The sequence below is a fragment of the Methyloversatilis sp. genome (genome assembly GCF_030698125.1).
Taxonomy (GTDB): Bacteria; Pseudomonadota; Gammaproteobacteria; order Burkholderiales; family Rhodocyclaceae; genus Methyloversatilis.
The window spans coordinates 80,798-93,427 of sequence record NZ_JAUYNV010000019.1; the positions used below are offsets into that span (position 1 = coordinate 80,798).

General features: G+C 60.8%; 12 protein-coding genes. All 12 read right to left on the reverse strand.

Features of this window, described 5'->3' with window-relative positions; all coding sequences use genetic code 11:
- Positions 1-24 precede the first annotated feature (24 nt).
- Positions 25-1,695: an asparagine synthetase B gene (locus Q8Q80_RS08380; protein WP_305632478.1), complete on the reverse strand. Its 1,671-nt coding sequence runs from the start codon at positions 1,693-1,695 to the stop codon at positions 25-27.
- Entirely contained in the window at positions 1,692-2,540 is an 849-nt protein-coding gene (locus Q8Q80_RS08385) for a glycosyltransferase family A protein (protein ID WP_305632479.1), read from the reverse strand. The genes Q8Q80_RS08380 and Q8Q80_RS08385 overlap by 4 nt, the downstream gene beginning before the upstream one ends.
- 7 nt (positions 2,541-2,547) lie before the next feature.
- Positions 2,548-3,528 carry a glycosyltransferase family 2 protein gene (locus Q8Q80_RS08390; protein WP_371132726.1) on the reverse strand — a complete coding sequence of 327 codons (981 nt, stop codon included), beginning with the start codon at positions 3,526-3,528 and terminating at the stop codon, positions 2,548-2,550.
- Positions 3,438-4,400 (reverse strand): sulfotransferase, encoded by a 963-nt coding sequence (locus Q8Q80_RS08395; protein ID WP_305632480.1) that lies wholly within the window; start codon positions 4,398-4,400, stop codon positions 3,438-3,440. The genes Q8Q80_RS08390 and Q8Q80_RS08395 overlap by 91 nt, the downstream gene beginning before the upstream one ends.
- Positions 4,401-4,451: 51 nt before the next feature.
- Positions 4,452-4,628, reverse strand: a complete 177-nt coding sequence (locus Q8Q80_RS08400) for a hypothetical protein (RefSeq protein ID WP_305632481.1) — start codon at positions 4,626-4,628, stop codon at positions 4,452-4,454.
- Positions 4,629-4,792: 164 nt separating this feature from the next.
- Entirely contained in the window at positions 4,793-5,722 is a 930-nt protein-coding gene (locus Q8Q80_RS08405) for a DUF6492 family protein (RefSeq protein ID WP_305632482.1), read from the reverse strand.
- Positions 5,723-5,730: 8 nt separating this feature from the next.
- On the reverse strand, positions 5,731-6,729 hold the full coding sequence (locus tag Q8Q80_RS08410) for a glycosyltransferase family 2 protein (RefSeq protein ID WP_371132727.1): 999 nt from the start codon (positions 6,727-6,729) through the stop codon (positions 5,731-5,733).
- A complete protein-coding gene (locus tag Q8Q80_RS08415; RefSeq protein ID WP_305632484.1) occupies positions 6,668-7,591 on the reverse strand; it encodes a glycosyltransferase family 2 protein in 924 nt (307 codons plus the stop codon). Before Q8Q80_RS08415 ends, Q8Q80_RS08410 begins: the two co-directional genes overlap by 62 nt.
- 13 nt (positions 7,592-7,604) lie before the next feature.
- A complete protein-coding gene (locus Q8Q80_RS08420) occupies positions 7,605-8,414 on the reverse strand; it encodes a polysaccharide deacetylase family protein (protein ID WP_305632485.1) in 810 nt (269 codons plus the stop codon).
- A gap of 51 nt (positions 8,415-8,465) precedes the next feature.
- Positions 8,466-9,440: a glycosyltransferase gene (locus Q8Q80_RS08425; protein ID WP_305632486.1), complete on the reverse strand. Its 975-nt coding sequence runs from the start codon at positions 9,438-9,440 to the stop codon at positions 8,466-8,468.
- The gene (locus tag Q8Q80_RS08430) at positions 9,437-10,531 is read right to left on the reverse strand and encodes a glycoside hydrolase family 99-like domain-containing protein (RefSeq protein WP_305632487.1); all 1,095 of its coding nucleotides are present in this window, start codon (positions 10,529-10,531) and stop codon (positions 9,437-9,439) included. The genes Q8Q80_RS08425 and Q8Q80_RS08430 overlap by 4 nt, the downstream gene beginning before the upstream one ends.
- 103 nt (positions 10,532-10,634) lie before the next feature.
- On the reverse strand, positions 10,635-12,572 hold the full coding sequence (locus Q8Q80_RS08435) for a hypothetical protein (protein ID WP_305632488.1): 1,938 nt from the start codon (positions 12,570-12,572) through the stop codon (positions 10,635-10,637).
- Positions 12,573-12,630: the final 58 nt, after the last annotated feature.

Here is a 12,630-nt window from a genome sequence, read left to right on the forward strand (position 1 = left end):
GGCGGACGGGTACTTGACTGGGCGCTACTGTAGCCGAGACAAGGTGTCGCCGACGAGGGAGGATGCCGCAGTGCGGCGGCTTGACAGCCACGCAGACAGATTCATCAGCGCCCACACACGGTGAGTCACTGCATCGTCGCCTGCGATGAACCGATCGCGCCATCGAATGACCTCAGTCGCGTCCAGCGGCATGTGTGCGATGACCGAGGGATCTCCCAGATGACGACGCAGCAGACGGTGGTCATTGCTGCGCAGCAATCCGGTCAGATCGATGTTGAAGCCACGCTTCGGTGTATTCCAGATGGTTTCAGGTACGTGACGCGCGAGCAGGTCGCGCAGCAGTCGCTTCGGCCTGTCGGGGCGCCAGCACCAGTCCTCGGGCAGTGCCTGCAGCAGGTGCGTGACATCGGGCGCGCCAAAGGGATGCTCGACACGCAGGCCCGTTGCGATGGAAGCCTGGTGGATGCGATCGTCCGGGGTTGCCGTTCCCTGCAGCACCGAAAGCCGCTTCAGGTGCGACGCGCCGCGCAGTGCGGCGTGCGCGGTATAGAAGCGCGTCAGGGAAAAGTCGGGCGAGCGGCCGGTCAGGCGGGTGATGTCATCCGCGGTAAAGCCGCTCCAGCGTATGAAAAGATCCTGCTGCACGTTGAATTCGAACAGTCGCGCATAGCCGGCTATTGCCGGCAGCCTGCCGAGCGCGCGCGCAATCGCGTGTCGCGAAGCCGGGGGAAGGTGAGCCACCCAGTCGTGTGCGATGCGCCGCCAGCGCGCCGGCATCATGCCGGGCAGCGCCTCGGCGCCGGTGCCGTCCAGCACGCGATCGGACTGCCGGGCGCAGGCTTCGAACAGCAGCCGCGTCGGCATGCCTGCGGGGTCGCAGTAGGGCTGCTCGGCTTGAGCATGTGCTCGTTCGAACACGGCTTCGAGCGCGTCGCCATCAGGTCGAAGTACGTGGTGTTCAAGGCCCAGATGACCTGCAATGGCTGCCGCCGTCGCCGATTCGTCGAGTGACGGTGTATCGAAGCCGACCGTGAACGCAGCGACGCGATGACCGGCTTTGCTCGCCAGAGCACAAAGCAGCGCCGAGTCGATGCCACCGCTGAGAAACGCCGCGGGTGCGACGCTGCCGGCGAGGCGGCGGTCTATCGCTGCTTGCAGGCGTCGCTCGACCTCATCGCACGCCGCATCGTAAGTGGCCGGGGGCGTGACCTCAGGTAATGCAGCACCGAGTTCGCGGTGTCCGCTCGCCGTGAATTCCAGAGTCTGGCCGGCTTCAAGCGCAAAAACGCCTTCGTAGAGGGTGTTGGGTGCAGCGATGTCGAGGAAGCGCAGGTATTCGTCCAGCCCGCGCTGCGAAAGCGTCGGGACAGCCCGCAGCCGGGTGAGCAGCGCATCGAGCCGGGTGGCGAAATGTATGCAACCCGATGCGTCCCGATGATGGAACAGCGACACCGCCCCTGCTGCATCACGCGCCAGAACCAGTGTGCGACGCAATCCATCAATGGCGGCCAGCGCGTAGTGACCGTCGGCGTCCGTTGCCATTCCGGACCTGAGCGGATCGAGCATGCGGTCCGAGCAGAAAAGCGCGCCCGCGATCATCAGGTTCGGTAACGCACCGCCAAGCGACACCCAGCCCGTGGCCGGAGACAGCGAGCCGGTGCGCGGATCGAAACAGCCGTAGGCCCCGTCGTTCATCGTGTGACAGCCAGCCAGCAATGCTTCATGGCCCTCAGTGGATGCCCGCTGGTGAGCGCTTGCCGCGCCAGGGCACGGTGCTCACGCTGGCGCAGCGCGCGGATGCGGACCGTGAGGTGACCAGCCGGCAGCGTTTTTGCCAGCCTCGTCAGCACACGGATGTAGGCGATCTGCATGCTGGGCGTGTCATGAGACAGGTTGGCGTCGTGCCGGCGCCGCAGCAGTGCCAGATCGGGGTGCCACAGCAGGGGGAAGCGCGCGGCAGCGCGCAACCACAGGTCGAGATCCTCTACGTGCTGCAGCGATTCATCGAAACCGCCGAGTGCGTCGAATGCATGGCGTCTCATCACGACTGCGCCGGTGGTCACGAAACCCGCGTCGAGCAGCTTGTCGAGCGGAGCAGTCACATACGCCGTATCTCCGAAGAAGTGTGCGTCGAGCCCGCTTTCTGCAAACAGGGTTTCGGGGCGCAGAACATATTTGCCGTCGATGTCGTCGAACTGGCGACAGTCACCGAACACCATCGCTGCATCCGTCTTGTCATTCAGCAGCGAGACTCTGGAGGCAAGGCTGTTCGGTGGCCACAGGTCGTCCGCATCAAGAAAGGCGATGAATTCACCGCTACTGGCAGCGACGCCGGCATTGCGTGCTGCGGCCGGGCCGGGGGCGGGGCTGTCGATGACGCGAGCGCCGGCCGCGCGCGCCAGGTCCGCCGTATTGTCGGTGCAGTTGCTGGTGACAACGATGATGTCCGGCGGTGGCGAAAACGACTGCGCCTTCACGCTGGCGATCGCTTCAACAATCCATCGGGCAGCGTTGTGCGCCGGTATGACGACGCTGAGCATGCGATCGTCAGACCTTGCGGCCACCCAGCATCGCCAGCGCCAGCGATACCAGCAGGCGACCGCGTGAAACCGGTGCAAGAGCGAACGCTTCGGCCAGATCGAACAATGCGGCCGCACGCTCCCCGTCGCGATAGCGCCATTTTGCGTAGTCGGCCAGTACGCCGGCCATCGCCATGCGCCAGAAGGCACCGCGATCGCGCGCCCCCAGCAGATCACGGTTCTTGGTCATCACATTCACGGCGCTGCTGCGCATCACTTCGCGGTTGCGGCTCATGCTGCCGGGTGAGCGAACGATGCAGGTCATCGCCTCGCGCACGCAGGCATAGCGGGTGACGGCGGCAAGCCTCATCCACATGTCGATGTCTTCCAGACTGCGCAGCGCGGTATCAAAGCCACCGATCTGATCGAACAGGCTACGTCGTGCCATCACGGCTGAACCGCTGCCGGCGACGGTCGCGTTTGTCACGAAGATGTTACGGAGGATTTCACCCTCGGCACCTGCGTCATCCCAGCGCTCAAGTGTCTTCCCTTCAGGAGAAACAATGAGCGCCGCAGTCGAGCAGAAACCGATGTTCGGGCAGGTCCTGACCAACTCCACCTGCGCGTCAAGCTTGGCGGGTAGCCACCAGTCGTCGGCGTCGAGAAACGCTATCCACTCTCCTCGCGCGGCAGCAATGCCTGCGTTGCGCGCGGCGGAGAGGCCGGCATTCTTCTGCGTCAGTACGTTGATGCGATCGCGGTAGCCAGAGAGGACTGCAGCGGTATCGTCGGTCGATCCATCATTGATGACGATGACCTCGTAATCGTGCCAGGTTTGGCTGAGTACTGAGTCGATTGCCCGTGCCACGCACCATGCTGCGTTGTAGGCGGGGATGACGACGCTGATGTGAGGTGTGTTCATGCGCCAGTGTCGTAGCCGAGACGTTGTTGCATCGGCTCGATACGATCGAGAATGCGCTCGACCAATTCCGGGTTTTGCTGCTTCCACTTCGCCTTCGCAGGCTTGCCCTTTACGATGCTGGTCGGGCGCTGATCCAGGGTGCGGCAGCGCTGCTCGATGTCCGATGTGAATGCGAGGTCAAGCCGCGCGTAGACGTCGCGGAACATGTCGACAGGGCGTTCGAACAGATCTTCGTAGCGCAGATGTATCCAGCGATCGGGAGGAAGCAGCGCCGCGGCATCGAGCGCGAGCTGGTTGGCGCTGATCCACTGAAAGGCGCATACCTCTTCAATCGGCGCCTGGTTGTAGGTTCGCCATCCGGGCGCGAGGAAGAAAGCCCAGTCGGTGTACTCGCCATGGTTGATCGCCACCGGCTCGGGGAAATCGCCGAGAAACTGCGAGAGGTGGAAATCACCATCGGTACGGCCGAGACGCCAGCCGTCGATCATCGAACTGATATTGTCGCGTCCGTCACGCTGAATGAAAACGAACTTCGCTTCCGGAAACAGAGCATGCAGGTAGCCGACGCGCATGACGTTTATGCAGGTCTTGTCCAGGATTCGCCCGCCGCCCAACCGGCGATAGAAGAAGCGCAGTGCGGCATCGCGATGTTCTGGCCGGGCGTGTTCCGGGCCCGCTGCTTCGGAATGCCAGCCGTTGTTCAGCGGCCCGTACAGGTCATTCCAGAACTGCGGGATTTCGAAGCCGAGATTGACCAGTTCCGACGACGCGCCGATGGTTTCGAAGGTGACTGTGGTGCCCGAGCGCGAACAGCCGACCAGAAACACGGGCGGGCGCGGCGTCGGACGGGTAAGGTCCCAATACAGCCCGGCCATCTCGCGCTTCAGATGAACGAGGTTCTTTCGGACGATTTCAGGGTCCGTGACCTTGAGGAGCTTTGAAATGATTTTGCGGTTCATGTTCCTGTCCGGGCTATGGTCGCTGAGCCGGCGAGCTTTTCGATCGGTAGATCACGATTTCCATCCTGATGCCCAAAGCCAATGAATCCATTCAGTGCCGGTCAGGATCCGACGATGAATCGGGTGACTGCCGGCCTTGAACAAAAGTCCCGAGAGCGGATCACCAGGTCTGCAGATCAATATCTGGATCTCGCCAGATGCGTAGTTCATCCGGGCGATCACTTCCATTGCTCGTGAATCAGCGGCCTCGGTACCCCTTCAGGAACTGCGCAGACGGCGCAAAGCGTCATGTCCGATGCGGGTCGTGATACGTATTTCCTTGAAAACGTTGATGCGGCGACGTTCGTCCACGACTGGGTCGGCGAAACAAGCACGAGCGCATGGGGATCGATTCATGGATGCCCGAGTATCTTTTCGAGGGCCTGCGTGTACTCGTCGGCGGGTACTTTCAACGCAGACTGCACAACGACACAGACCTTTGATGGATCTTCGGTCAGCACCGATTGAGGGTCCGCGAAGAAACGTGCGTACGAATGGGTGTCCCACAGCATGTGATTGAAACTTCGTTCATGGATGACGAGGTCGGACGGCTTCAATGTCTCTTCGACGAAAACGCCGTAGATCGAATATTCGGACATGGTTTCTTCGGCCAGCAGCACGTCCTGCCAGGGTTTGTCATGGAGCTGTTCCAGATGGCGGCCCAGTTCGTGCAGCCACTCCGCTTGCAGGATGGCCGGGCAGGACATGTAGTGGTGCTCGGTGCTTCCTTCGGGCAGACGCAGCAACTTGCGTGCGCCGGCGATGTGCTTGCGGTGTCTGCCCGATTCCGTCGTCGGCGTGATGCGCACCAGCACCCGCCCTCGATCCGCCAGCAGATCGGCATCGTCGAATGACCGGAAGAAGAACAGGTCAGAATCAAGCACAAGGATGGGCCCGCGTTCCTGCAGGCTTTTTGCGTTCAGTTTTGCAATCTGCTGAATGATCCAGCCGCCTTTGCCTGCATGCTTCGCGAAGCGCCACGCCTGACCAGGCGCGTAGCGGTCGACCAGACTGTAGAGGGCTGTCGGAAAGAAACGACGGTCGACAAGGCTCTGTTGCGACACCAGCGTGCAGTCGTCATCGCGCAACGCAGTTCGGAACAGGGCCAGATCGGATTCCGGAACGGCCACCACATGTTGGGCGGAGCCACGATAGAACTTGCGCATGCTGCGACGAAGCAGCACCAGCCGGTCGATATCGTTGCGGTAGGACGGCGTGAAGAAGAGCAGCGACGAGTCGGATGCGTGCGGTCCCGGGCGCTTCGGGGCGATTTCCTTTTTCATGCTGGTCATCATCCGAATTGCGCCCGCATTTCGCCTGCTGTGGCTGCCAGTCTCATCAGCCAGTAGAAGCGACGGTCACGGTTCGTGCTGAATGCCGCATGCAATGTATAGGTAACGCCTTTGCGCAGCAGCGACGGCACCATGCGAATCCCTTCGGCTCCGCCATGTATCAGGATGGATGAATACGAGCGCAGGAAGCATTTCCGCATCATGTATCGGGTGGTCATCCGCTCCGGTTCCAGCAGATGGCGCTGCCGCAGGCCAGGTACATAGAGCAGGCGACATCCGTCCTGCAGGGCGCGCCGGATGTAGTCGATGTCCTCGCCGCCCATCAGGTTGTGTCCGGTCGGACCCAGCTCAGCAGAAAAGCGGCCCGTGCGTTCGATGACATCGCGCCGGATGATGATGTTTCCGCCGCTCGGTATCTTCATTTCCCCGGTGATTTCCGTCTCCGTCTCGCCGAAGTCGTATTCGGGGAAAGGGCGCACCGGAATCCTGTACTCGTCGCGCCGGTGCACCCAGGAAGGTTCGGACCCGTCCCACGCAGGCAGCATCCAGCCGCAGTACATGCCGTAGTCGAGATTTCGCCGGATCAACGCCGACAGCGCGTGAAAGTAGTCCGGTGCGACCACCTGATCGTCATCGATGAAGCACACGTGCCGGGCAAGCGGCGTTGCGAGTGCCGAGTTGAGTGCATGCGACTTCCCGGCCACCGGCTCTTCGAGAACACGTAGCCCGAGTGAGTGAGGCGCCCACTGCGCCTCGATATCGTGCAGTTCGCGCAGGGTGCTTTCGTTGCAGGCGTTCGCGACGATCAGAAGATCCACGGTCAGGTCGTCCGGAGGGGGGGCGACACGCAGCGCGTCAAGCGCCTGCCGCAGCAGCGACATCCGGTTATGCGTACAGATGACGACCGTTACGTCGCAAGCAGGTCGCGTTTCCATGTCAGCGGCCTGCATCGCGTGGGCGGATCCAGCCCGACAGCGTACCGATGAAGTAAGCCACATTCATTTCCTTGCGCAGGCTGGTGTCACGTCCTTGCGACAGCGCCTGACGCATGGCCACGGAAAACGCACGCCACAATTGACCGTAGATATAGATTGGCGGCCAGCGCGATTCCGTCCGGCGGCTGCGCGTGCCGTCGACACGCCCCTGCTTGTAGTGCAGGTCAAGAAAGTAGCCACGATTCAGCTTTACTGCCTGGATGCGGTGATGAATGACGGCATCGGGCGTCCACCACACGCCGAATCCTGCTGCCAGGAGCCGGCGGTAGAAGTCGACTTCTTCGCCGCCGGTGTTGTCGCCGCCTTTGCGTCCGAGCATCGAATCGAATCCGCCGACTTTTTCGCACACGGTCTTTCTGAACCCGAAGTTGCCGCCATAGAAAGACGTATCGGGAGATGTCAGTGGCACGATCGAGTCCGATCTGTTCAATTCGCCCAGAAAACCCAGCAGTTCGTCGCTCAGCCAGGGCGGCCGAGAGTCCTCGAACAGCACCTTGATGCGGCCGCCGAAGGCATCAGGTGCATGGGCATCGATCAATCGTTCAAAAGCACAGAGCCAGTCCGGATCAGCGGTTTCGTCATCGTCCATGAAGATGATGTATTCGCCTTGCGCTTCGGCAATTGCGCGGTTGCGCGCGTTCGACAGTCCGAGCTTGTCCTCGCGGACGATGCGCGCACTGAATCCCGGAGGCCAGCGGTGCGCGGCAAGAAGCCGAGGCGTGTCGTCGCGGCAGCCGTTGTCGATGACCAGAAACTCGATCGGAGCCTGCGGCAACCGTATCGACGCAAGCTCTGCAAGCGTCCATTCAAGACGGTCTGCATGGTTGTGCGTACACAATGCAACGGAGTAGCGGGGCTGGGTCATGTCGCGCGGCCCCTTATCGGCTCGCGCCAGGCAGGCGTCGGGTGATTTGCCGGAAGTAATAGCGCACCGCATTGCCCAGCGTGCCATCGTTGCTGCCGAGCCTGACCTTTCGCAGCAGCATCGCAGGCGTGTCGGTACCGAACACGTCGAGGCGGCGGATGCGCAGGCGGTTCACGTCGCTGCGGTTGAATCCGGGCTGTGTCGAAAACGCAGCCCTGTAGCCGGCAGCGCGCGTTGCAGCCTCGACCCGCTCGTCCAGATGGCCGAACGGGTAGGCGATGTAATCCACATCATGACCGAGCAGGTTCTGCAGCACGCGCCGCGATCCGGCCAGCTGGTCAGCCAGGGCATCATCGTCCAGCGTCGGCAGGCTGGCGTGGCTACGCGTGTGCGAATGGAAGCTGAACCCGGCCGCGCTCATCGTGCGGATATCGTTTGCGTCGAGCAGGGGGTGGGTCTGGCCTGAAGGGTTGGATGTGCGTGTCCATTCGTCCCGGCTTCCGATGAGATCGCTGACCAGGAAGACGGTCGCCGGCCAGCCATGTTGCTGCAGCACCGGCATGGCGTGATCCATGACGCCCTTGAAGCCGTCGTCGAACGTCAGCAGGAATGAACCCTCCGGCAGTGTGAGGTCGCCCTCAAGCCACTTGACCATGTCATCTATTGTGACTGCACGGTAGCCTGCATCGGCCAGTGCCTGCATGTGGGCGCGGAAGTCTTCCGGGCGGATTCCGTAGCGTGCTTCCCATGCGTTGCTCGTGTCGCCAACGCGGTGGTACATCAGTACGGGGACGCGTTCTGCGGTCTGCTTCCGTGCTGTCACGGCGGTTCCTTTGTGCGTTCCATCCAAGCGGCGCCAAGGTCAGGCCGAGCCTCACTGACTGCCGTGCGTGCCGCTTCCGAATTTGTCGCGCAGCGAAAATATGGCTTTGTACAGGGAGAGCGGCAGCTTTGCAGTGAGGATGTACCGCATGTCGGCCATTTTCCCGATCCCCGACTGGCTCGCGTGACGGAACAGTGTGTGAGCCGACAGCAGATCCCGCTTCCAGAGTGCCCGATACGCTTCCCTGAGTATGCGACCTTCGGTTAAATCCAGTAGTTTCTGGGGCGCCAGGTGGGCAACGCGGCCCGGGTAACGTGCCAGGAAGTCCTTCTGCGCCCAGAGGGCATCAAGCACTTGCCGCCATTTGACTGCCGACACCTGGGCGCTGCCGTGCCAACGGTAATAAGCCAGCACTTCGGGTACCCGTACGATGCGCTCGGTGCGACCGTAGACACGCAGCCAGAAGTGGTAATCCATGGATGAGAAGCGTTCTTCGCAGAAGCCGCCCACCGCATCGACCACCTCTCGCTTGAGCAGGGCTGCGTGAATGGGCCATGGGCAAGTGCGCACGAAATGGGCGGCCATGTCTTCCTGTTCGTAGGCCGGTGGTACGTAGGGTTGCGATTCCACGCCATCTCCCACGTTCTGCCAGCCGCAGTAGGCCAGATCGGCGTCGGCAGCCCTGATTGCATCGAGAAGCTTTGAAAGTGCATCCGGCTCCCACCAGTCATCAGCATCCAGAAAGGCAACAAATGTGCCGCGCGCGCGCTTCAGCGCAAGGTTGCGTGCAGGGTAGGGGCCACGCCGATCCGAGCGCAGCAGTGTGATACGCCCCGGATATCGCGCATCAAGCGACTCGGCTACGGTGAGCGAATCGTCGGTTGAACCGTCGTCCACCAGCACAACTTCGGTTCTGACATTGATCTGATCAAGCGCCGACGACACCGCTTCGTCAAGATAGGGTCCGGCGTTGTAGCACGGCATGACGACCGAAATCAGCGGGCGCTCCGCGACCGAACCGTTCATGCTCGAAGTTCGTCGCGGATGACTTCGAGCCAGGCCCGTCCCCATTTCTGATCGGGCTCGACGTGGTTGCCTTCGGCCCATTCATTCCAGGCCTTCAGGAATACGATCTTCTCGCTGTCCGGATGAGGGGACACGCGGTCGAGGGCTTCCCGAAGGTGACCCCGGAAAAGTTCGGGCGTCGCATCGTGGAACACGAGTCCCCGCATGCCCATGCGTGGCGTGTTGTCCCAGTTCGGCAGTACCAGGGGGAAGTCTCTCCACTCCGGCTTGTTCGAGCGAAGCAGGCTGGGCAGTATTTCTTGATAGTCCCAGATCGTGAGTTCGTGCTTGTTGCCCTGCATTGCGAGCTTCATCTTCGTGCTGAGATACCGGCGGGGGATTCGTCCGTCGCGTGCGGGCAGCGCCTGCATCGTCGAGGCATCCAGGCCGCGGGTGCGTGGATCCCACTTCTCGTTGCGATGGGACACGCCGATCAGGAACAGTCCCGGAAGACCTGCCTGCAGGGCCCGTTCGCGCCAGAAATCGGTGATGCGCACAATTTCGGGAATGTCGTCCGGCTTGTAGATCAAGAAGATCGGTTTGCCATCGACCGTCAGATACCGGCGGTCGGTGAACGCCTTCAAAAGCCAGTCGAAGTGGGCGGCATGATCCTCCATGCCGGGGTAGACCTGCTCGACCAGCATCGAATTGGTTCCTTGCCAGACTGTGTTCCAGCTGTGATTCGCCCAGCACAGACAGAACGGAAAGTCAGGCTCCGAAGAAAGAAGAATTTCGTTCACGGGACGCTCGAGTATCCGGCGTCCACCGAACCAGTAGTGGTAATAGCAGAAACCGCCGATGCCGTACTCTTTGGCCAACTCGGCTTGCGCATGGCGCGCCTCCGGCAAGCGCAGGTCGTAGAACCCGAGGTCAGCAGGAATGTGCGGTTGATAGTGCCCCGGGAAGAGTGGTGCCGCCTTTGCCGTGTTGGTCCATTCCGTAAAGCCTTTGCCCCACCACTCGTCGTTCTCGGGCGTAGGGTGAAATTGCGGGAGGTGAAAGGCGATCAGGCGGGCTCGCTGCGGCGAGTCAGTTGAAGTGTTTGAAGGCATCGATCGATTCAGATTCGTTAAGGGAAGGGCGGTACCAAACCTGTCCATGAAGAGCAAGCCGAGCCGGTACCACGTACTGTCGCATCCAGCGTTTACGACCAGGTCACCGCCCGACTTCAACCGGAGAAACCGTGACACCCTGCACCCAGCTTCGCGCGGGCACTACCATGCCTTTCTCTTCGCGGCGAGTATCTCCACTGTCGTGCCACTGGACCGGCCCAACAGGGGCGAGCTTCCACTCGAGGACGATGTCGTCGTGGCTGGGGTTGATGACGAGATACTCAAGAAGTTGTGGGCTCTTGCTCAGATTGGTCACGCAAAGTCGCGGGTCGGAGGGGCGTGGGCACAGGGTCTGCAGCTTTGGCGCAACCGCTTCAGCATTGCAGCCAAGCAACGAAGGAGACAGCCCGAGCCGGGCGTCGTCGAGATAGATCACAGCATCGGCAAGCCACGCGCGATAGCGACGATCGTCTTCAAGGAGGCACATGTGATAGAGCGCCTCTGCCCAAAAACCGAGGGAATCATCTTCCTTGCCCGCAAGTTCCTTCCAGCGTTCCTTGATGCCGCTGTGCTGCGTGAAGGCAAAACACTCCTCCAGCAGAGGGTCTAGCGCCACTTCACCGAAAATCCGCCGCGTGCGAACCAGATCCATCAGATTGACTGGCTGATAACGAACCGAAAAAGAATGCTGGGCAAGGTCCCGTTCGATGAATCCCCCGGGCATCACCAATCGCGGAAAGCGCGCCTTGATCCGCGGCAACAGGGGAATGATGTACTTCCAAGTGATTCTCTTGATGGCGCGAAGCGGCAAAGGCAAGGCTGCTCCGGCACTCGGGGGAAGCAAGGTAAGAGCAACCGCACGGAAAAGCGGGCGGTACAACCACTCTGCGGGTTTCAGGGCGCAGACGGCAACGGACGTTTCACGTGCCGATTCGATCAATACAGAAAACTCCTCGCTGCCGGTGACCTGACGGCATCGCTCCATCGCAACATTCGTGTCGAGGTGCGTGTTGAGGACCATCAGATTGCTGCGTGACTTTCCGAGAGCACGACTGATCTCGTAGCGGAACGGATAACGCTTGAGGGTCTCCTCGGTCTCCTCAAGCGAATCATGCAAGTACCAGACACCCGAATCGATGCGATCGATTCTCGCCGCCGCAAATGCGCATGCTCGCTTGATCGCTTCCCCCACGACGGGATCCTGTGCTTCTTCGAAATACGCCGCCAGCAGGAGCATTCCGGCCGCATGGAGTCGATAGTGCGACTCCATTTCATCGGTCCATTCGCCGTGATACCAGCCGCCGTCGCTGCTTTGACGGGCAACGACGGAAAAAACAATCTGCCGTCGCATTAGCTCGTATATTTTTTTCCCGGTTCCGCGCAACAGGCCAGACAGCGTCACGTAAAGCGCATAGGCATCAAGTTCCGAGCATACGCGCCAGTATTTTGGCCAGACTTCGTGATTTTCATACACATGCCCATTAACCAGATGGAGATACACATCGGCAGGGATCTTGTATGCAGTGTGCGAGCTCCAGAGGAAATACGGACGACGCTCCATGTGATCAAGTTGCTGAAGATCGGCCAATAAATACTCGGGTAATTTCCACACCACGATGTCAACGACGTTCGTGTCAGTGTTCTCAAACTCCAGTGACACAAATTCCGGGCTGACTTCCGCGCCGCTGACAAGTGCTGGTTTGTGAGAAAGAATATGCCCGTGGTGGTCCAGGCTTCGACTCATGGGGGGCGCCGGAAGCCAGAAGAAATCGTCTGTGATCCGGTATGGTTTCAGCAGCCAGCCGCCAGCGGCGCACCTGGCGAAGCGGTACTCACCTTCCAGAGACAAGCGAATCGATCCACTTGAAGTGCAGCGAATGAATACGCAAGCCGCCGTGCTCTCCGCAAAGCTGTCAATCAGCACAGATACGCCTGAATCCGTAGTGTAATCCAGGCGGTTGAATCCAGGAGATTTCGAACCTCGGTCCGAGGCAACTTCCCTCTGTCTGGCGAAAAGCGATGTCAAATCAATTGAGGGCATGCTGAATTCTTGTTCTAGCTGACTTTAAAGGCGGATCTATTCGGTTTCGAACGCTGTT